Genomic DNA, 20,326 nt, shown 5'->3' with positions numbered 1-20,326 from the left:
CGCCAAAAAATTCTTTCCATCGCCCCAAGGAACCGCCATTAGCCTTCGTCCAACAGGCAAATGATGGCGATGATGCTGGACGAAAGCGAAGCCTCCGACGCCGAACTGATCGGACGGGCGAAGGGCGGAGACCGGGGTGCTTTCGGCAAGTTGCTCGAAAGGCACTATGGTTTCGTCTATCGCGCCGCCTATCGTTGGTGCGGGAAAAAGGCCGACGCCGAGGACATCGCCCAGGAAGTCTGCGTCCGGCTCGGGCGGGCGATCCGCGACTATCACGGCAGCGGTGCCTTCACGACGTGGCTCTACACCATGACGCTGAATGCGGCGCGCGACATGATGCGCAAGACCGCCCGCGAGACGGTCAAGACCGAGGCCTATGGCGCCTATGCGCTGATTTCGGGGGAAATCTCGGCTGAGCCGGAAGACCCGGCCGAGACGCTCTGGGCAGCGGTGCGCAAGCTGCCGGACAAGCAGCGCGATGCGGTGCTGCTGGTTTATGGCGAAGGGCTGAGCCACGCCGCCGCCGCCGAGGCGATGGCGATCTCGGAGACGACGGTTTCCTGGCACATCCATGAAGCGAAGAAACGGCTGAAGACGCTGATGCGTTCAGCCGGGGAAGTGTGACCATGGTCGACGACAACGAACTGAACAGACTGCGCGACATCGCAGCACCGGCGCCGGACGCGGACGCAAAGGCGCGTGCCCTCCAGGCCGCGCTGCGCGCCTATGACATGGAAGAAAAAACTTTGCCGGGCGCCCAAGGATCGGTGAGCGGGCTTCGTCTCACAGAGCGAGCACAAAGGCTCTGGAGCGAAATCATGCAAAAGAAACTCTTCGCCACGCCGGCCATTGCCGGGCTCGTTGCCCTGCCGATCGCCGGATACGCTACCATTTATATGCTGGGGGAATCCAAATTCGGCGGGCCCGAATTCGGCGGGGATAAGATCACCGAAACGCTGGCTGACAAACCGGCGACCGTCAAACCGCCGGTCGTTGCCGAAGCGGACAAGCAGAAGAAGGCGGACGCCGACAGTGAAAGCCGCGACACCGGCGAGGCGCTTGTGGCGCCGACATCGCCGCCGAAGGCGGAATCGACCGCGGTCGGCGGGCTGACGCAGCAGGATGTGCTCAGCCGCAATGCACCCGAACCGGCGCAGAGCGGCGAGTTCGCGTTGGATGGGGGTGCAAGCTCCGCGGCTCCGGCAGTCGATGGCGGCGCGCGGGTCGGACGCGTGCCTGGCACGGTTGCCGAGCCCAAGCTGATGGCACAGCAGCCCGCCGCTGCGCCGGCCGACCAGATGCTGCCGCAAGAGGAAAACCGCGACCGCGTCGAGAATTTCAAGACCAACCCGGTGCATGCCGCACTTGAAGACCCGGTCTCGACCTTCTCGATCGATGTCGACACCGCTTCCTATTCCTTCGTCCGGCGCTCGCTGAAGGAAGGCTTTATCCCGCAGGCCGACACGGTTCGCGTCGAGGAGATGATCAACTACTTCCCTTATGCCTGGAAGGGACCGGACTCCGCCTCGACGCCGTTCCACTCGACCGTCAGCGTCATGCCGACGCCGTGGAACGAGCACACCAGGCTGATGCATGTCGCAATCAAGGGTTTCGACGTGAAGCCGGCCGAGCAGCCCAGGGCCAATCTGGTCTTCCTGATCGATGTGTCGGGCTCGATGAACGAGCAGGACAAGCTGCCGCTCCTGCAGTCGGCCTTCCGGCTGCTTGTCAACAAGCTGAGACCTGACGACACCGTCTCGATCGTCACCTATGCGGGCGATGCCGGTACCGTGCTGGAACCCACCAAGGCTTCGGAAAAGGACAAGATCCTCGCTGCCATCGACAATCTGACATCCGGCGGCTCGACGGCAGGCGAGGCCGGCATCAAGGAAGCCTACAGGCTGGCGCAGAAATCCTTCGTCAAGGACGGCATCAATCGGGTGATGCTCGCCACCGATGGCGACTTCAATGTCGGCCAGACCGACGACGACGACCTGAAGCGGCTGATCGAAAAGGAGCGCAAGACAGGCGTATTCCTGTCGGTGTTCGGCTTCGGCCGCGACAATCTGAACGACCAGATGATGCAGACCATCGCCCAGAACGGCAATGGCACTGCTGCCTACATCGATACGTTGGCGGAGGCCGAGAAGGTGCTGGTCGAGGATGCCTCCTCGACACTGTTCACCATCGCCAAGGACGTGAAGATCCAGGTCGAGTTCAACCCGAACAAGGTCTCGGAGTACCGGCTGATTGGCTACGAAACCCGCGCCTTGAACCGCGAGGATTTCAACAATGACCGGGTCGATGCCGGCGAGATCGGCTCAGGTCATTCAGTCACCGCGATCTACGAGATCACGCCTAAGGGCAGCGGCGGCGAACAGATCGACCAGCTGCGCTACGGCCAGGCCTCGGTGAACAATGGCGGTGTCGCCAATGCCGACGAATATGCTTTCGTCAAGATCCGTTACAAGCTGCCGAACGAGGACACCTCGAAGCTGATCACCACGCCGGTAACGTCAACCAACGAGGTGGCGTCGTTCGACCAGGCCAGCACCGACCAGCGTTTCTCCGTTGCCGTTGCTGCCTTCGGCCAGAAGCTGCGCGACGAGGATGCGACCGCGAAGTTCGGCTACGACAAGATCATGCAGATTGCCACCGCCGCCAGAGGAGCCGACCCGTTTGGATACCGGTCCGAGTTCCTCTCGCTTGTGCGCCTTGCCTCGGCGCTCGGCGGTAACCGGTAGTGGCAATGACGGCCGGTTTCTTCAGATGGGATCGTTCTGATAGGGGGAGCCGGCCTACGGGCGGGTGAGGCAGGCCGGCGAGGGAAACCTTGCCGGCCTTTTTTCGCGGCCGCACTGCTTCGCGCGGACCATGTCGCAGACGAAAGCGTCAGGCGCGTCCGCGGCGCCGCTCGCGGCGGGCTTCGCTGGTCTCGGCGACGTTGACCGTAGCCTGCTTGTTGCGCATCGGGCCGATGCGTTCGACGATCTGCTCGACGGTCGGGCGATCCGACTTGGTGTGCGCATCGAGCGCCTTGCGCATGGCGGCGAGGTGCTGGAACGAGGTGCCGCAGCAGCCGCCGACGATTTTGGCGCCGGCATCGACGGCGAGGCGCACATAGTCGGCCATCAGCTCGGGTGTGCCGGAATAGTAGATCTCGGCACCGCGAAATTCGGGAATGCCGCAATTGCCCTTGACGATCACCGTTGCTTCCGGCTTCGCCTCGGTCATGTCGAGCAGCGAAGCGAGAATGTCGGAGGCGCCGACACCGCAATTGGCGCCGACACCGAGCGGTGTCTGCGACAGGCCGTCGACGACGCCGTGGATGTCCTTCGGCAGCAGTCCCATCATGGTGCGGCCGGCGGTGTCGAAGGAGCCGGTATAGGTATAGGGCAGGCCGACGCGGATGGCGGCTTCGGCGGCGGCGCGGATTTCGTCAGGCGCCGACATGGTTTCGATCCAGGCGACTTCGGCGCCGCCGGCCTTCAGCCCCTCAATCTGCTCGGCAAAGGCTTCGACCGCCTCGTCATAGGTCATGGCGCCGAGCGGCACCAGCAGCTCGCCGGTCGGGCCAACGGAGCCGGCCACGATCACCTTGCGGCCAGCGTTGCCGGCGACGGCGCTTGCGATCTCGGCCGCGCGCTTGTTCAGCGCATAGACGCGGTCCTGCGCGTGGTGCAGCTTGAGCCGATGGCAGGTGCCGCCAAAAGAGTTGGTCAGGATGATGTCGGCGCCGGCATCGACAAAGTTCTGGTGCAGGCTGGTGATGGTGTCGGGCGCGGTCTCGTTCAAGAGCTCGGGAGCCTCTCCGGCCTCAAGGCCCATGGCGAACAGATTGGTGCCGGTGGCGCCATCGGCGAGCAGGACGCCCTTTTCGGCAAGCAGAGCGTCGATCGGATTGGTCATGTGAAATACGCCTTCCCGGAAGAATAACTGAGATAAGGATATAAAGAATTCTTTATGTGCCGTCAATGTCGGCACGTAGAGCAACCGGTCAAAATTGCATCTCCGCCAGCTTTCGTGTGAAGCTGGCCGCTTCATGCGCGTTGACGTCCGCGGCACGGATCAGATTGTCGAAATGGCTGGTCAGGGTGCGGATCGGCTGCGTGGCGTTCAGCACCAGATACATGTCGCCGACGTAAATGGCGGCGCGATAGGGCCCGAAGATGGTGTAGGGGATCGAATAGCGCATCCGCCCGTCATAGAGAAACAGGCGGAAGGTGGGATAGAGGTCGTCGAGCAGCGTCGCCATGTGGAGGAGCTGCTGGTGGCGGTCGGCCTCCGGAAAGCGGTCCCACACGCCCAGCCCACGCGCGAAGATCTCCAGCGTGTGGCGCGGCATACAGACTTCCATGTCGGTTTCGGGCCGTCGGTTGTAGTCGATGCGGTACTGCGTTTCGCCGGCCTGTGCCTCGCGGCTCTTGTTGGCGATGACGGCTTCGTAGTCGACAAGCGCCTCGGTGCGCAGAAGATCGGGAATGCCGGCCGGCACGTAGCGGATTTTCGTTCCCGCCGCCTCGGCATGCCAGCGAGCCAGCAGCGTGCGGTCGAAGCCGTCCGGCGCCTCCTCGATCTCAAGGCTCTCGCGGATTTCGCCGGTAACACCCTCGTCGTGGCTGAGGCCGAGCAACCAGTCGAGCGAGACTTTGAATTCGGCGGCGATGTTGAGCAGCGTTTCGGCGCGGGGAAGGCGGGTCGAGGCGCCGGAGAGCAGCTGCGACAGTGCCGAACGGTCGATGCCAACCGCGGCGGCGAAGGCCGACTGGTTCAAATCGGACCTTGTCAAGAGCATTTTCAGGCGCTCGCGAAAGATCGTCGACAGGTCGCGCTTGTCCAAATCTCTACTCTCCCTGACGTGAGCAAAATTTTGCGCCGAAGCGCTCTACATGGCGTTTCGAGCGCAAATGAATCTACGAGCTTGTTTACAATAGATAACATCTGCAGCTGAAAATGCGCAATCGCAACAGTTTGTGCGCCTTATCGCGTTGCAGCGATGCAACGCTCCTGACACAATGCTGTCAGGAATCAAACGGGTTCCGGCGACTGGAAGGCAGTGGTCGATAGCATGACGAGCATGGGCAACAGGCGACACGGCGCAGCGGGCATCGAATGGCCGACCGTATTTCTCGCACTTCTCTGCTACGGCGGCTGGCTCGCTACCGGCTTCCTGCTCTGGCCATCCTACCCGCTGCTGGCACTCGCCTTTCTGACCCTGATTGCGGCGCTGCAATCCTCGCTGATGCACGAGGTCCTGCACGGCCACCCAACCCGGAATGCGCGGCTCAACGAAGCCTTTGTGTTCCTGCCGATTGGCCTTGTCTGGCCGTTTCGCCGATTCAAGACCATTCATCTGCGCCACCATGCAGACGAGCGCCTGACCGATCCGCTCGACGATCCCGAAAGCTATTACAAGGCTCTCTGGCAGCACGAGGAGCTGCCGTCGGCGATGAAATTCCTGCTGAAGGTCAACAACACGATGATCGGGCGTTTGGTGCTAGGCCCGTGGCTTTCCTGCATCGGCTTTTTCATCGACGACGCCAGGCAGGTTGCCGCGGGCGACAATTCCATCCGCAAGGCATGGCTGCTGCATGCGATCGGCCTCGTCGTGGTGCTGCCCATCGTGCAGTTCGGCTTCGGCATGCCGTTGTGGCTTTACGTTCTGGTGCCGGTATGGCTGGGACAATCGCTGATTTCGATCCGCACCTACGCCGAGCACCAATGGTCTGAACATCCGGAAGGCCGCACGATCATCGTCGAGCGCTCGCCGCTGTCCTTCCTGTTCCTCAACAACAATCTGCATTTCGTCCATCACAAGAGCCCGACGGTGGCCTGGTACAGGCTGCCGAAGGTGTTTCGCGACCGCCGTGACGAATGGCTGCGGATGAACAATGGCTACGCCTATCCGAACTATTTCGCGCTGCTCAAGGCCTATGCCTTCAAGGCGAAGGAGCCGGTCGTCCATCCCGTGCTGCGGCGCATGCCGGAACCAGGACGCGCATTCAAGCCGCGCGTCAGGGCACGCAGCCTCAATGGGCTTGGCAGCGCACCGGTACCCGCCGAGCCGCCGAAAGAATGATTCTTGCGTTGTTGCAGGCGGTGCCGCGCGGACGACGCTTTCCTGACCTTGTCAATTTCCCCGCATAACGGTCAAATCCCGGCATGAGCGAATTCATTGCGGCTTTGCCGATGTACGACTGGCCGGAAGCGCGGGACGATGTCGACGCGCAATGGGCGCGGCTGCGCGATGCTTTCAGACAAAAAGGCATCGATGCGCCGGAGACGATCATCCGCCGCACCGGCGATTTGCCCCCCGTGCCTGGCGGTATTCGCGATGATCAGGGAAAACCCATCGCGCCCGATCCGGCGACATTGCCGCCGGACGAACTGGATTTTCACCAGCTCTGGCTGCATCCGGCGCTGCTCTTTGCGCAAACCTGCTGGGGACCGATGGAACTCGGCCTGTCGCAGCGTGTCCAGCTCGTCGGCCAGCCGCGTTACGACGCCTTCGAGGGTGGACAGGGCGAACTCTATTCGAGCGCCATCGTCATGAGGGCGGGCGAGGCACCGCCGGCAAGGGCGCCGGCCGACGGCGGTGCCGTCATTCCGCTCGATCAGCTTCGCAGCAAGCGCTTCACCTTCAACAGCCTCGATTCCATGTCGGGCATCATCGCGCCAGCCCGCGACCTGCAAGCATTGGGCGAGAGTTTGGATATCTTTTCCGCGCTGAGCGAAAGCTGTGGGCACCGTGCTTCGATCGTTGCCGTTGCCGAGGGCAGGGCGGACGTCGCGGCGATCGATTGCGAGAGCTGGGCGCTGGCGCAGCGTTTCGAGCCGGCGGCGCAGAAGGTGACGGTCGTCGGCTGGACAAGGCGGCGCAAAGGCTTGCCGTTCATCACCGCCAGGACGACGCCGGAAACGATCGTCGCCGCGATGCGCGAGGCGATCGCAGCGCTCACGTAAAGCGCGTCGCGTTCGGTCGGCCTCATGCGACGCGCTTTAGATTCTTGTTTTATGCATGTCGTTATCGCAAAGCCGCTGCACACTTTTGCGCGACATGCTAGCGTCGCTCAGCCGCCAAGCAGCCGATTGTCGAGCGGGTAGGTCGAAAGCTTCTCGTTGCCGGTTTCAGTGATCAGGATCTGTTCTTCGATCTTGACGCCTTCGTAGCCGCCAAGCCGACCGATATAGCTCTCGACGCACAGCACCATGCCAGGTTCGAGCACTCCGTCCGGTGTGTCGTCGGTCCAGTCGCTAGCATGCGGCAAAGTCGGGTATTCGTCGGCAAGGCCGACGCCGTGATAGAGCACCCCGTAACGGGCCGGGAAGCAGTCTCCCGGTGGCACTGACGAGCCCTCGACGAGGTCGCGGAACGATATGCCCGACCGCATCAGCTCCGTGTTGTGGGCGATCTGGTCGGCGGCGATGCGGAACAGGTCGCGCTGCTCATGCGACGGCGGCGCGTCACCGCAAAGCCAGGTGCGCGAAAGGTCGGCGCAGAAGCCGTAAGGACCGATCAGGTCGGTGTCGAAAGCGACGAGCTCGCCGGCCTCGATCGTCCGCGACGAACACTCCTGGAACCATGGATTGGTGCGCGGACCCGACGACAGGAGCCGGGTTTCGATCCATTCGCCGCCGCGCGCGATGTTGCCGCGATGGAGTTCGGCCCACAATTCGTTCTCGGAGATGCCAGGCCTCAGCGCCTTCTCCATCTCGCCCATTGCCGCCTCGCAAGCGGCGATCGCCCGGCGCATGGCAAGGATCTCGTCGGGTGATTTTATCAGCCGCGCATTTTCCATCACCGCCTCGCCATTGCCGGTCGAGATGCCGAGACGGGCGAGCTCTTCGATGCCCTCGGGATTGATATGGTCGACGGCGATACGGCGATTGCCGCCGCCATGTTCCAATACCAGGTCGGCGATGCCGGCTGCCCAGCGGCGGACTTTTCCGGTCAGCTCGCCGCTGTACAGATAAGCCCACGACACCGCCGGCCGCACCTCGTCGACGACGCCGGAATGATCGGAAAGGTGCTCGCAGGAGAAATAGTCGAACAGCACCACCGGGCCATCGGTGGCAACGAAACAATGCCTGGTCCGATTGTGTGCGACCCAGAGCTGCATGTTGGTTGCGTCGGTGGCATAGCGGATGTTGACCGGATCGTAGAGCAGGGCTCCCGCATAGTCGCGGCGCTTCAGCTCGGCGCGGATGCGCTCGAGCCGGTATCGGCGCATGGCGGGCAGGTTAGGAGCAGCAATGCCCGCCGCCTGCCATTCGGCTTCCGCCAGCGCTCCATAGCCCAGCGCATGCTGGTTGAGTTCAGCGGCCTTCAGCCGCGATTTTTTGTGCAGCGCATCATTCGAGCCGTCGGGCTCGAACGGCATGATCTTGCGGTGATGACGGGGCCGGTCAGTCGGGTTCCTGTCCACCCTCGGCTCCTCCGCTAACGCCTTCCTTAGGCGCCGTGGCTTCTCCCACCGCCATTCTCTTCAATCTTACATAGGCGCCGGCCCGGGCGGACTTGCCGGTGCCGCGCAACAGCGGAACCATCATTTGCCGTGGTTGGCCGTCCGGCTCATAGCCGGCCGCTTTGAGCTGCTCCAAAATGACCGGCCGCGGATCGTCTCGGTCAAGCCAGACGAGTACGGCTGGCTCCTGCATCAGCGTTTCGAAATTAGGCACTTCCTGGTCAAGTGCGACCAGTTTTTCGTCGACCAACCGCAGGTTTCCGACCCATGCACCATCAGATATTGCGGTTTTGACCGGTCCGTCCGCAGTCAGCTGGCGATAGAGGGCGGGGTAATCCACGCGGATCATCCGCGAGAGGCCACTGGTCCCGTTTATCTGGACGTACCAGGTGGCGGGCGCGAGCAGCACGGCGATGATCGCTCCAGCCGCGATCACCAGAAGCTGCGCATTCCTGCCCCGCGGCGCCAGCCGTTCCATTGTAGCGACGATGGCCAGCGGCAAGATGAACAGGACGGGCAGCAGCCAGCGGTCCTTGACCACCGTCACGCCGGTGGCAAGTACAAGTATTGCCAGCATGGCCAAGCCGAGCGCCAAAGTACGCCACAACAGAATTTCCCTTGCCGGACCTTTCGGGTGCCGCTCGGAGAAACGGAACTTCGCCAGCCAGAAAGTGAGGGCGGAAACGAGAACGGGCAAGACCGCGAAATTGAAGGTGCCCATGATAAACTTGCCGGCGCCGACAAAGGCCGCCGCCACGCGCCCTTGTTGCGCGTCTATTCCGAACTTCTCGCCTCTCGACAATAAATCGGCGGGATGCATGAGGCTCCAATAGGTGGTTGGCGCCAGCACCAATATCGCGACTGCTATGCTGATGGCGAACTTCGGATCGAGGATCGCGCCGCGCCATTCGCGCAGCGACAGCACGGCCGCAACAAGGGCCACCACGAGGAAGACATCATTATATTTGGCAAGAATTGCCGCCGCGGTAGCCAGGCCAAACGCCGCATAGGCGATCATGCTTCGCCGCTCGAGAAGATAGGCCATGGCCAGCAGGAGCAGCGAGCAGAAGCCGACGACGGCGACGGAATGCGACAAGGCGCGCTGCGATTCCCAGACGATCTGCGGGATCGTAAACAGGCCGAACATGGCCGCCGCCGCTGTCGCCTTGGTGTAGCCGAACCGCCGCATGGCGGCGAACACGCTGCAGGCGGCAAGGAACAGCACGGAGTATTTGACGAGCTTCAGCGTGAAGATACTGGTGCCGAAAACATGCGCGGCCAGCCAGTTGATCCAGGTGTAGAGAGGTGGTTGCGAGCCGCCATATCCAGCCCAGAGATGCGGAACATAGATCAGTTGCTCCGCATCATCGATGCCGACGCCGGTTCCCGCCCAAGAGCTCAACAGGGACAGTATGATGGTCTGCAAGGCAAAATAAGCCGCGACCATGACGATCGCCGCCGGGAAGGGGCCGATCCGTCCCTCGGCCAGCCACTCGGCCCATCTCAGATTGTACTTCAATGAAATCTCATCGCCCTTGCCAGCAGAGTGTTGCCGGCTGCGCTAGCATGAAGAGTATGCTCCGCACAATGCGACCGGCTGGCTGCGCCTACGTCCTCATCTTTTCGCCGCTCGGGTCGAAGGGCGGCTCGACATTGATGCGTGCGGGACGCCGGTGCCCGAGGATTTCGATCTCGAACAGCCCGGCGCTCTCGTTCTCGGCAAGCGCTGCCGGTACATAGCCTTGCGCCATCGACTTCTCGACATAATGCGCATAGCCGCCGGAGGTGACCCAGCCGACCACGCGCCAGTCGCCGTCGACAATGCCGCGCACGGCAGACGCGCCTTCGGCGGCGTTCGAGCCGCGCACTTCCTTGCCGCCCGCGTCGAAGCGCGGCGCGCCATAGCCATGCGGCTTTTCCACGGTGCCGTAATCCTTGCCGCCGACCTTGGCCCAGATCGGCTCGTCGCCCATGACGTCTGCATCCGCGGCATCGACGATGAAGGAGACACGGCGCAGTTTCGGCCCTTCTGCCTGTTCCTTGGCCGCTGCTTCCCGGCCGATGAAGTCGTTCTTCTCTAGCTTGATGAAGCGGTCCATCGAGCCTTCGAACGGTCCGTAGATCGGACGTAACTCGCGGAACCAGGTCGGGAAGTTCTTCTCAAGGCGCATCGAGAGCAAAGCCCGCATGCCGAAATCGACAAGGCCAAACTCTTCGCCAGCCTCCTTGATTGCCTTGTAGACCAGGCGCTGGTAGGCAGGCGCCATCCAGATCTCATAGCCGAGGTCGCCGGTGTAGGTGATCCGGTTGACCATGCAGGGCGCTCCGCCGACCGCCATCTCGCGGAAATCCATGAAGCGGAAGGCCTTGGTCGAGATGTCGACATCGACCAGTTTCTGCAGCAGGTCGCGGGATTTCGGCCCGGCGATCGACAACCCGACCAGCGTCTGGTCGAAGCGGTGGATGCGCACCTCTGACGCCCTTGGACCGTCCTTCGGCAGATGCTTCTCGAACCAGCGCATGTGGTATTTTTGCGCTGCCGAAGAACCCCATATCATGAAGCGGTCTTCCCCACCCCTTGGGCCCGCCTTGGCAATGGTGAAGTCCCCGATCAGCCGGCCGAACTCGTTCAGCATGGGCGTCAGCACGATGCGGCCGGTCTTCGGCATGCGATTGGTCATCAGACGGTTGAGGAAGTCCTCGGCCCCTGGCCCGGAGACTTCGTATTTGGCGAAGTTGGCGATCTCGGTGACGCCGACCCTCTCGCGGGTGGCGCGCACTTCCTCGCCGATCGGGCGGAAATCATTGGAGCGGTGGAAGGACACGACGTCCTTCGGCTCCGAGCCTTTCGGCGCGAACCAGAGCGGGGTTTCGAGACCCCAGCTGTCGCCCATGACGGCGTTGTTGGCGAGCATGGTGTCGTAAAGCGGGGTCGTCTGCGCTGGTCTTGCCGCCGGTAATTCCTCGTTGGGAAAGCGGATGGAGAAGCGGCGCGAATAATTTTCGCGGACCTTTGCGTTGGTATAGCGCAGCGTTGCCCATTCGCCGAAGCGCGCAACGTCCATGCCCCAGACGTCGAAGCCGGGGTCGCCATGGACCATCCAGTTCGACAGCGCCAGGCCGACGCCGCCGCCCTGGCTGAAGCCGGCCATGACGGCGCAGGCGCACCAGAAATTGGTCAGGCCCTGCACCGGGCCGACCAGCGGGTTGCCGTCCAGCGCGAAGGTGAAGGGGCCGTTGATGATCTGCTTGATGCCGGCCTTCTCGATGCCGGGGAAATGCTTGAAGCCGATCTCGAGCGACGGCGCGATGCGGTCGATGTCTGGCTGCAGCAGCTCGTGGCCGAAATCCCAGGGCGTGCTGACCGGCGACCACGGCTTGCAGGCCTTTTCATAGGTGCCGAGCAGGATGCCGTTGCGCTCCTGGCGGGTATAGATCTCGCCCTTGAAATCGAGCACGCCAATCATCTCGCGGCCGGTCGACTTGTTGAATTCCTCGACCTCCGGCATCGGCTCGGTCAGGAGATACATGTGCTCCATGGCCAGCACCGGCAGTTCGACGCCGACCATGCGACCGATCTCGCGCGCCCACAGGCCGCCGCAGTTAACCACATGCTCGGCTTTGACTGTGCCTTGCTCAGTGACGACGTTCCAGGTGCCGTCGACCTCCTGCGTCAGTTCCACGACGCGGTTGCGCAGTACGATCTCGGCGCCTAGCTTCCTGGCGGCCTTGGCATAGGCATGGGTGGTGCCGGAAGGGTCGAGATGACCCTCGACTGGATCCCACATGGCGCCGACGAAATTCGTCTCGTCCATCAGCGGGAACATCGCCTTGGCTTCGGACGGCGTGATCAGTTCGGTGTCCATGCCGAGATAGCGGCCCTTGGCGTGGGCGAGCCGCAAGAAGTCCATGCGCTCGGGCGTGTCAGCCATCATCACGCCGCCGGTCAGGTGCAGCGAGCAGGATTGGCCGGAAATCTCCTCGATCTCCTTGTAAAGCTGCACCGTGTAGGCCTGCAGCTTGGCGACGTTGGGATCGCCGTTCAGCGTATGGAAGCCGCCCGCCGCATGCCAGGACGAGCCGGAAGTGAGCTCCGAACGCTCGATCAGCATGATGTCGTTCCAGCCAGCCTTGGCCAGATGATAGAGCACCGAGCAGCCAACGACCCCGCCGCCGATGACAACCGCTTTTGCATGAGATTTCATGAAGATAATTCCGTTTTTGAAGAGATTGAATCGAGTGAGCGGGGCGCGAAAACAAAGCGGAGATCGGATACAGCGATGTTTCCGGCCAGCCTGCCATCAAGACGGAGTGGGGGTCGACTACTCATCAGATGATCAGAAATCGGTCGGCGCGCCGCCTTCGGCCCGGCGCTTGTCGACGAAAGCGTTGAGCTCCTCCCTGATTGCCGGATCCATGTAAGGCTCTTCATAGGAGGCCAGCCGTTCCTTCCAGACGCGATTGGCCTTTTCGAGCGCCGTCGGCGACCCGGCCTCCGCCCAACTCTCGAAATTGCGCCAGTCCGAGATAATAGGCGCATAGAACGCGGTCTTGTAGCGGTCCTGCGTGTGCTGGGTGCCGAAGAAATGGCCGCCGGGGCCGACGGACTGTATGGCGTCGAAACCGAGTGCTTCCTCGGAAAGATCGAGCGGCGTCAGGAACTCGGCGACCATCTGCAACAGGTCTATGTCGAGGATGGTCTTCTCGTAGGAGCAGCGCAGGCCGCCTTCCAGCCAGCCGGCCGCATGCATCATCAGATTGCCGCCGCCCTGGATGGCGCCCCACAGTGAGAACACGCTTTCATAGGCGGCCTGCGCATCGACCGTGTTGGCGGCGCAGGTGTTGGAGGTGCGGTAGGGGATGTTGTAGCGGCGGGCGAGCTGCCCGCCGACCAGCTGCGCCTTCATATATTCCGGCGTGCCGAAGGCCGGCGCGCCGGACTTCATATCGACGTTCGAGGTGAAGCCGCCGTAGCCGACAGGCGCGCCCTTGCGCACCATCTGCGCAAAGGCGATGCCGGACAGCGCCTCGGCATTCTGCTGCACCAGCGCGCCGGCAATCGTCACCGGCGCCATGGCGCCGGACAGGGTGAACGGCGTCACGATGACCACCTGGCCCTTGCTCGACATCTGGATGATGCCTTCCATCATCGGCACGTCGAGCTTGAGCGGCGAATTGGTGTTGATGATGGTGAATACCGACGGCTCTGCAAGCAACTGCTCATGGCTGATGCCACGTGCGATCCTGGTGATCTCGATGCCGTCGACGTTGCGCTCCTTGCCGAGCGAATAGATGTGGAACATCTTGTCGGTCAGCGTGGCGAGGTCACGGATGCATTCAAGGTGGCGGACGGACGGATGGATGTCGATCGGCTCGACCGGATAGCCGCCCGTGCAGTTCAATATGTTGTGCATCTGCGCAAGCTTGAGGAAGTTGCGGTAGTCCTGCTGGTTGCCCGGCCGGCGGCCGCGGTCGACGTCGGAGCAATTGGGCGCCGACGCCATCATCGAGATGATCAGATTATCGCCGCCGAAGCGCACGTTGTGCGCCGGGTTGCGGGCGTGGATGGTGAATTCCGGCGGGCAGTGCGCAACCAGTTCCAGGATCATGTCACTGTCGAAGCGCACCCGCTCGCTGCCTTCGCGGACATCGGCGCCATGCGCCTTCATGATGCGCCGGGCTTCGTCATGCAGCACGTCGACGCCGATTTCCCGCAGCACGCGCAGAGAGGCGAGGTGGATAGATTCCAGCTCGTCGTCGGAAACCAGCCGGGTCGGCGCCAGCGGGTTCTTCAACTGCCGAAACGGCGGCTGCTCGAACGCCGCCGATCCGCCGGCACGCTTTCCCGCGCGGCCGCCGCGACGGGCGCGGTCGTTTGCCAATGCAGGTTCGGCGGGCTGAAGGGCGGCGGTCATGATAGTCCTCGTACGCTGCGGCAATGCGGCGGCATAATGGACTGCCGGCCGGCCAGCCATTGCGGAGGCGGCGACCACTAGGACGAGGGAAGCGACATGCCTGAAGGGCAGCCGGAGGGATCGTCAGGCTCTTATCTCTTCCGGCTGGCGCAAGCGGTTTTCGTTGCCGGTGCTTACCGCGATGAAAGCGAAACGCTAGTCCTGCATCATGGACCGGGCGAAACAGGACAGCGGCGAGACAGTGCAATGGGCGGCGATCACCGGCGTGATCGCCACCGTCTCGGTGTTCGCCATCGCGCAAGGGCTGAGCTATCCGCTGTTGAGCTTCATCCTGCAGCGCCAGGGCGTTTCGCCGGCCATGATCGGCCTGTCGGCGGCAATGACGCCGATCGGCTTCATCGTCTCGTCGCCGCTGGTTCCGGCGCTGGCGCGGCGTTTCGGGGCAGGGCGCACCGCGCTTACTTGCGCGGCACTTTCCGCGCTGGTGCTGGCGCTGATCGGCTGGACGCAAAATGTCTATCTGTGGTTTCCTCTGCGCTTTTTGATCGGCGCCGTCACCAACCCGCTCTACGTGCTGAGCGAAGTCTGGGTGATCGCACTGGCGCCGCCGACACGCCGCGGCCGCGTCATGGGCATCTATTCGACCATCATTTCGGCGGGCTTTGCGGCGGGGCCGCTGTGCCTGCTTGCGGTCGGCACCGAGGGATGGCCGCCGTTCCTCGTCGGCATCGCCGCATTCCTGTTTTGCGGCGCCTGCCTCGCCTCGGTGCTGGCACGGCTGCCCAAGGTCGACGAGAGCGGGCACCGCGTTTCGGTGCTGGGGTTCGTGCCGCAGGCGTGGCTGCTGTTATCGGCAGTGATCGTGGCCGCCGGTTTCGAACAGGCGGTGCTCGCCTTGCTGCCGGTCTACGGAACACATTATGGCATCGCCGAAGCGCGCATGTCGGCGCTGCTGTCGGTGATGATCGCCGGCAACATCGCTATGCAGGTGCCGCTCGGCCTGCTGGCGGAACGACTGACGGCGCGGCTGGTGCGGTTCATCTGTGTTTCGATGACGGTGCTGGGATGCGTTCTGTTGCCGGTTCTCATCGAGACGCCGCTGATCTGGCCGTGCGTCTTCATCTGGGGCGCGGTTTCCTACGGCATTTACACGATGTCGATCATTGAACTCGGCGAGCGGTTCACCGGCTCGGCACTGGTCGCCGGCAACGCCGCCTTCTCGCTGATGTGGGGCGTCGGCGGCATCGCCGTGCCGCCGCTGGCGGGCAGCGCCATGGATGTTGTTGGCGCCGGCGGCCTGCCAATGACGCTCGGTGCCATTTGCCTGGCGCTGGCAGTTGTAACGGTCATTCGAAGACGGATGGTGTGAATGCCAGAAAGCCGCCGTTTCTGACGAATGGCTTGAATGTAAGCGGCCCCATGTCGATCTTGGCTATGTCGCCACCCGACTCAACCGGAGACCTCATGACCAAATCGAATACCAAGGGCCAGCCGGGTTCGGCGGCCGAAGACCCGTTTCTCTGGCTTGAGGACAGGAGGGGCAAGCAGGCGCTCGACTGGGTGCATCACCAAAATGCAGTTACGGTCGGGGAGCTGCAGGGTGATCCGTCCTATCAGACGTCGTTCGAGACGGCGCTCGACCTGATGACAGCCGAGGATAACATCGCCGTCGGGGCCGCTATCAACGGCTATGTCTATAATTTCTGGCAGGACCGGACGAACGTACTCGGCCTCTGGCGGCGCACCACCGTCGCCTCCTACAAGACCGACAAGCCGGAATGGCAGACGATCATCGACTTCGACAGTCTGGCGGCGAAAGAGGGGGTGAAATGGGTGTTCAGCGGCGCCAGCCGGCTCTACCCCGACTTCAGCCGCTGCCTGCTCAACCTGTCGCCGGATGGCGGCGATGCCAGCGAGATGCGCGAATTCGATATCGAAAGCAGATCGTTCGTCGATGGCGGCTTTCGCGCTCCTGCCTCGAAATCGAGCTTTAGCTGGCTGGACGAGGACACGGTTATCGTTTCCGCCGCCTTCGAGGAGGACGACAAGACCCAGTCCGGTTATCCGCGCGTGGTCAAGCTTTGGCGGCGCGGCACGCCACTGGAAGCGGCGATGCCGATCTTCGAGGCGCTGAAGCAGGATCTTGCCGCCGGCGGGTCCGTCGAATTCGACGGCGACAAGCGTCATGTCTTCCTCGCCCGGACCATCGACTTCTTCGCCTCGCACAGCTTCCTGCGGCTGCCTTCCGGCGGAAACAGGCGCATCCCGTTGCCGGACGACGTCACCGATACGGCGCTGTTCAAAGGCCAGCTCGTCTTTGGCGTGCGTACCCCGTGGACTGCGCCGGACGGCACGCTGTGTAAGCCCGACGGACTCTATTCACTCGATTTCGAGCGCTGGATCGAAACCGGGCTATTCGGATCCCTCGATACCGTGCTCGAGCCGGCGCACCGCGTCTCGATCGCCGGCATTGCCCGCACGCAGGACCGGCTGTTCATCAATTTGATGGACAATGTGCGCGGCAAGGTCGTCGCCGGCAAGCGCAGCGACAGCGGCTGGGAGTTCAAGCCCGTGGCGTTGCCCGAAAACGGCAATGTCGGCATCAGCCATGCCGAGCATTTCGGTTCCAGCGTCTCCTTCTCCTTCACCGATTTCCTGACGCCGAGCTCGATCATCTGGTCGGACGACAACGCCGCGGGGCTGGCAACGGTGAAGTCGCAGCCGGCGCGTTTCGACGCGTCGTCCCTGGTCTCCGAACAGTTCGAGGCGCGCTCGAAGGATGGCACGATGATCCCGTACTTCGTCGTCAGGAGGCGCGACTTGCATGGACCCGTGCCGACATTGCTTTACGGCTATGGCGGCTTCGAAGTGCCGCTGCTGCCCGGCTATGCCGGCGTACGCGGCAGGCTGTGGCTGGAGAAGGGCAATGCCTATGTGCAGGCCAACATCCGCGGCGGCGGCGAGTTCGGCCCGAACTGGCACCAGGCGGCGCTCAAGGCCAATCGCCAGAATGCCTTCGACGATTTCGCTGCCGTCGCGCAAGATCTGGTCAAACGCGGCATCGCTACGCCCGCCACACTGGGCATCCAGGGCGGATCGAATGGTGGCTTGCTGACCGGCGTCTCGCTGACCCAGCACCCGGAATTGTTCGGTGCAGTGATCATCGACGTGCCGCTGCTCGATATGCTGCGCTACACCGAGCTGCCGCCCGGCGCGTCATGGATGGCCGAGTATGGCGATCCGGCGAAGCCGGAAGAGGCAGCCTGGCTCGCCGCCTATTCGCCCTATCAGCATGTAGACACGGATGCAGCCTATCCGCCGGTGTTGCTGACGACCTCGACCGCCGACGATCGCGTCCATCCCGGGCATGCCCGCAAGATGGCGGCACGGCTGCAGGCGGCCGGCCACGGCAAGACGCTGTTCTTCGAGGAGACCGAGGGCGGCCATGGCGGACGCGGCGACCGGCGGCCGCAGGCCGCACAGGCGGCGATGAAGTACGTCTTCCTGCAGCGGGCCCTGACTGGCACCAATTGACCGGCGTCGCTTGACCGGCACGGCTTGAACTGAGGGCTCGAGGCAGCCTAAGGTGCATGCATGGCTCGGCTGGCGAAATCGGGTTGCGCATTTGGGGTGGCGGTGACGCCGTCGTCGCGCACGCTACGCGCCGAGCTGTTGCGGCTCTGCGCTCGCATCGGCTATTCGCCGCCCGCTGTCCTCTGACGAATCCGCCCCGGCGCGAAAGCTGCCGGATTGGTTCAAGAGGAAAGACCAGACATGACCTACCAGAATTATTCGCTGAAGCAGCTTCAGCAGATCGATGCCGCGCATCACCTTCATCCGTTCACCGACCACAAAGAGATGCGCGAGACCGGCTCGCGCATCATCACCCACGCCAACGGGCCGTTCATCTATGATGCCGAAGGGACGGAAATCCTCGACGGCATGGCTGGGCTGTGGTGCGTCAATGTCGGCTATGGCCGCGACGAGCTGGCCGACGCCGCCTACGCCCAGATGAAGGAATTGCCCTACTACAACTCTTTCTTCAAATGCTCGACGCCGACGCCGGTTCTGCTGTCGAAAAAGCTGGCGGAGATCGCGCCAAGGCACATCAACCAGGTGTTCTACGGCTCGTCCGGTTCGGAGGCCAACGACACGGCGCTGCGCCTGGTCCGTCACTATTGGGTGCTGGAAGGCAGGCCCGAGAAGAACCGCATCATCTCACGCAAGATGGGCTACCACGGCTCGACCATCGCCGGCGCCTCGCTCGGCGGCATGGATTTGATGCACAAGCAGCTCGGCGGCGCCGTGCCCAACATCGTCCATGTGATGATGCCCTATGCCTATGAGCTCGCACTGCCCGGCGAAAGCGACCATGATTTCGGCCTGCGCGCGGCAAAAGCGGTCGAGGACGCGATCCTCGAAGCCGGCGCCGACAAGGTGGCCGCCTTCATCGGCGAGCCGGTGATGGGGGCAGGCGGGGTGAAGATCCCGCCGATGAGCTATTGGCCGGAGGTGCAGCGCATCTGCCGCAAATACGATGTCCTGCTGATGCTGGACGAGGTCATCACCGGATATGGCCGCACAGGCGAGTGGTTCGCCGCACAAGCCTTCGATGTCGAGCCCGACACCATCACCACGGCCAAGGCGCTGACCTCTGGCTATCAGCCGCTGTCGGCGCTGCTGGTCGGCGACCGCATCGCGGCGACGCTGGTCGAAAAGGGCGGCGAATTCTATCACGGCTACACCTATGCCGGGCATCCGGTGGCCTGCGCGGTGGCGCTGAAGAACCTCGAGATCATCGAGCGCGAAGGCCTGGTCGAGCGCGTGAGGAACGACACCGGGCCTTACTTCGCCAGGGCCCTGCAGGAACGTCTCGGTGGGCACGATCTGGTCGGCGAGGTGCGCTCGTTCGGGCTGATGGGGGCGATCGAGATCGTCAAGGACAAGGTGACCAAGGAGCGCTTCCTGCCGGCCGGCAGCGCGGCGGTGATGGTTCGCGACCACGCGATTGTCCAGGGCATGATGCTGCGCGCTACCGGCGACACGATGATCCTGTCGCCGCCGCTGATCTGGACGCGCGAGACGATCGACATGGCCTGCGACCGCATCGCCACGGCGCTCGACCTGGCGCAAGCAGATTTGCGCAAGCGGTAAGATGGAACGTTTGCCGGGCGCCCGGTAATCGGGCGCCCGGAGATTGAATGCCGCTTCATGCGAAGAGTTCGCCAGACGAGGATCTTTAAATATCTGTCTCGGGAAGGTCTCACGCGCGAACAATCGGAAGCCCTGGAAAAGGCCGCGTTCTTGATCATTAGCGCGCGGAAAGAAGCCGCGGCGCTACTGGCGCGGGCGGGAGTAACTTTACCTGATGATGGGTTTGGGTTCGGGAACCCTTGCAACGCGCACATAGAGGCGCACGGCAACTGCCCGTGCAACGATTACACGGGCGATGGTGGGCCATGTTTGACGCAGACTACCCTCGATACGGCCTTCCCCCCGTCCCGGAGTTGCGGCCATCCACCATCAAAACATCTCTCCACGTAAGGCGTATTGGAGACAGTTGATGCGCACCATTTCTTTGATCCTAGCCTTGGTTATGCAATCGGTCATCACTGTATGTCTTGCGCAGGACGCCAAAACACCTTTCAAAAGGCCGGTTCCAGAAGAGCACAAGGGCTTCGTGTCAGAAATTGAGAGTGTTTTCAGGAAATATCCAAAGGCGATCGCTCGCTACAAACTCGTGGATATCGGCCTCGTAAATATTGGCGAGATGCCGCGCGTGGAGTGCACAGTGGAATGTGAGTTTGATTCTACTTGGGGCGGATGGTGTAAGACCGTTGTGATACGGAACGAGAAGAATAGCACCCTGCCGGTTTCCATTGCCCGGTTGCTAGTCGACAGACACGCGCTTTATGATGGCTGCTGAAGCGCCGATCGGGCCCGTTG

At 62.8% G+C, this 20,326-nt stretch carries 14 protein-coding genes; 8 read left to right on the top strand and 6 right to left on the bottom strand.

Annotated features, from left to right (window positions below; all coding sequences use genetic code 11):
* The first annotated feature begins 63 nt into the window (after nucleotides 1-63).
* Nucleotides 64-624, top strand: a complete 561-nt coding sequence (locus X773_RS52935) for an RNA polymerase sigma factor (protein WP_023676502.1) — start codon at nucleotides 64-66, stop codon at nucleotides 622-624.
* Between the two features lie 2 nt (nucleotides 625-626).
* Complete coding sequence (locus tag X773_RS52930) at nucleotides 627-2,744, top strand: VWA domain-containing protein (protein ID WP_023676501.1); 2,118 nt, start codon at nucleotides 627-629, stop codon at nucleotides 2,742-2,744.
* Nucleotides 2,745-2,892: 148 nt separating this feature from the next.
* Here the strand turns inward: X773_RS52930 and bmt are convergent, their stop codons facing one another.
* Nucleotides 2,893-3,909, bottom strand: a complete 1,017-nt coding sequence (gene bmt / locus X773_RS52925) for a betaine--homocysteine S-methyltransferase (protein ID WP_023676500.1) — start codon at nucleotides 3,907-3,909, stop codon at nucleotides 2,893-2,895.
* 88 nt (nucleotides 3,910-3,997) lie between these two features.
* The gene (locus X773_RS52920) at nucleotides 3,998-4,840 is read right to left on the bottom strand and encodes a helix-turn-helix transcriptional regulator (RefSeq protein WP_023676499.1); all 843 of its coding nucleotides are present in this window, start codon (nucleotides 4,838-4,840) and stop codon (nucleotides 3,998-4,000) included.
* A 228-nt stretch (nucleotides 4,841-5,068) separates the two neighbouring features.
* Here X773_RS52920 and X773_RS52915 point away from each other — a divergent pair, with 228 nt between their 5' ends.
* Both X773_RS52915 and X773_RS52910 read left to right on the top strand, forming a co-directional pair.
* On the top strand, nucleotides 5,069-6,079 hold the full coding sequence (locus tag X773_RS52915) for a fatty acid desaturase (RefSeq protein WP_031211723.1): 1,011 nt from the start codon (nucleotides 5,069-5,071) through the stop codon (nucleotides 6,077-6,079).
* 83 nt (nucleotides 6,080-6,162) lie between these two features.
* Nucleotides 6,163-6,963, top strand: coding sequence for a PhnD/SsuA/transferrin family substrate-binding protein (locus tag X773_RS52910; RefSeq protein ID WP_023676497.1), 801 nt, complete (start codon nucleotides 6,163-6,165; stop codon nucleotides 6,961-6,963).
* Nucleotides 6,964-7,070: 107 nt separating this feature from the next.
* On the opposite strand, the gene X773_RS52905 is transcribed toward X773_RS52910, so the two are convergent.
* From X773_RS52905 to X773_RS52890, 4 genes are all read right to left on the bottom strand, one after another.
* Nucleotides 7,071-8,381, bottom strand: a complete 1,311-nt coding sequence (locus tag X773_RS52905; protein WP_023676496.1) for a Xaa-Pro peptidase family protein — start codon at nucleotides 8,379-8,381, stop codon at nucleotides 7,071-7,073.
* Nucleotides 8,382-8,406: 25 nt separating this feature from the next.
* A complete protein-coding gene (locus tag X773_RS52900) occupies nucleotides 8,407-9,984 on the bottom strand; it encodes a glycosyltransferase family 39 protein (protein WP_023676495.1) in 1,578 nt (525 codons plus the stop codon).
* An 88-nt stretch (nucleotides 9,985-10,072) separates the two neighbouring features.
* Nucleotides 10,073-12,670 carry an FAD-dependent oxidoreductase gene (locus tag X773_RS52895; protein WP_023676494.1) on the bottom strand — a complete coding sequence of 866 codons (2,598 nt, stop codon included), beginning with the start codon at nucleotides 12,668-12,670 and terminating at the stop codon, nucleotides 10,073-10,075.
* A 132-nt stretch (nucleotides 12,671-12,802) separates the two neighbouring features.
* A complete protein-coding gene (locus tag X773_RS52890; RefSeq protein ID WP_023676493.1) occupies nucleotides 12,803-14,380 on the bottom strand; it encodes a trimethylamine methyltransferase family protein in 1,578 nt (525 codons plus the stop codon).
* Between the two features lie 208 nt (nucleotides 14,381-14,588).
* Here X773_RS52890 and X773_RS52885 point away from each other — a divergent pair, with 208 nt between their 5' ends.
* The 4 genes from X773_RS52885 (at nucleotide 14,589) to X773_RS52870 (ending at nucleotide 20,306) form a co-directional block, all read left to right on the top strand.
* Complete coding sequence (locus X773_RS52885) at nucleotides 14,589-15,749, top strand: MFS transporter (RefSeq protein WP_023676492.1); 1,161 nt, start codon at nucleotides 14,589-14,591, stop codon at nucleotides 15,747-15,749.
* Nucleotides 15,750-15,844: 95 nt separating this feature from the next.
* Nucleotides 15,845-17,914 carry a prolyl oligopeptidase family protein gene (locus X773_RS52880; RefSeq protein ID WP_023676491.1) on the top strand — a complete coding sequence of 690 codons (2,070 nt, stop codon included), beginning with the start codon at nucleotides 15,845-15,847 and terminating at the stop codon, nucleotides 17,912-17,914.
* A 240-nt stretch (nucleotides 17,915-18,154) separates the two neighbouring features.
* Entirely contained in the window at nucleotides 18,155-19,534 is a 1,380-nt protein-coding gene (locus X773_RS52875) for an aspartate aminotransferase family protein (RefSeq protein WP_023676490.1), read from the top strand.
* A 409-nt stretch (nucleotides 19,535-19,943) separates the two neighbouring features.
* On the top strand, nucleotides 19,944-20,306 hold the full coding sequence (locus tag X773_RS52870; protein ID WP_023676489.1) for a hypothetical protein: 363 nt from the start codon (nucleotides 19,944-19,946) through the stop codon (nucleotides 20,304-20,306).
* Nucleotides 20,307-20,326 lie beyond the last annotated feature (20 nt).

Source organism: Mesorhizobium sp. LSJC280B00, from assembly GCF_000502835.1.
GTDB lineage: Bacteria > Pseudomonadota > Alphaproteobacteria > Rhizobiales > Rhizobiaceae > Mesorhizobium.
This window is presented reverse-complemented; position numbering and strand designations above follow the sequence as displayed.

What these genes read in the sequence shown, in the direction of transcription:
- X773_RS52935 (WP_023676502.1), top strand. Translation starts at nt 64, where the DNA reads ATGGCGATGATGCTGGACGAAAGCGAAGCCTCCGACGCCGAACTGATC.
- X773_RS52930 (WP_023676501.1), top strand. Translation starts at nt 627, where the DNA reads ATGGTCGACGACAACGAACTGAACAGACTGCGCGACATCGCAGCACCG.
- bmt (WP_023676500.1), bottom strand. Translation starts at nt 3,909, where the DNA reads ATGACCAATCCGATCGACGCTCTGCTTGCCGAAAAGGGCGTCCTGCTC.
- X773_RS52915 (WP_031211723.1), top strand. Translation starts at nt 5,069, where the DNA reads ATGACGAGCATGGGCAACAGGCGACACGGCGCAGCGGGCATCGAATGG.
- X773_RS52910 (WP_023676497.1), top strand. Translation starts at nt 6,163, where the DNA reads ATGAGCGAATTCATTGCGGCTTTGCCGATGTACGACTGGCCGGAAGCG.
- X773_RS52905 (WP_023676496.1), bottom strand. Translation starts at nt 8,381, where the DNA reads ATGCCGTTCGAGCCCGACGGCTCGAATGATGCGCTGCACAAAAAATCG.
- X773_RS52895 (WP_023676494.1), bottom strand. Translation starts at nt 12,670, where the DNA reads ATGAAATCTCATGCAAAAGCGGTTGTCATCGGCGGCGGGGTCGTTGGC.
- X773_RS52890 (WP_023676493.1), bottom strand. Translation starts at nt 14,380, where the DNA reads ATGACCGCCGCCCTTCAGCCCGCCGAACCTGCATTGGCAAACGACCGC.
- X773_RS52885 (WP_023676492.1), top strand. Translation starts at nt 14,589, where the DNA reads ATGGACCGGGCGAAACAGGACAGCGGCGAGACAGTGCAATGGGCGGCG.
- X773_RS52880 (WP_023676491.1), top strand. Translation starts at nt 15,845, where the DNA reads ATGACCAAATCGAATACCAAGGGCCAGCCGGGTTCGGCGGCCGAAGAC.
- X773_RS52875 (WP_023676490.1), top strand. Translation starts at nt 18,155, where the DNA reads ATGACCTACCAGAATTATTCGCTGAAGCAGCTTCAGCAGATCGATGCC.
- X773_RS52870 (WP_023676489.1), top strand. Translation starts at nt 19,944, where the DNA reads ATGCGCACCATTTCTTTGATCCTAGCCTTGGTTATGCAATCGGTCATC.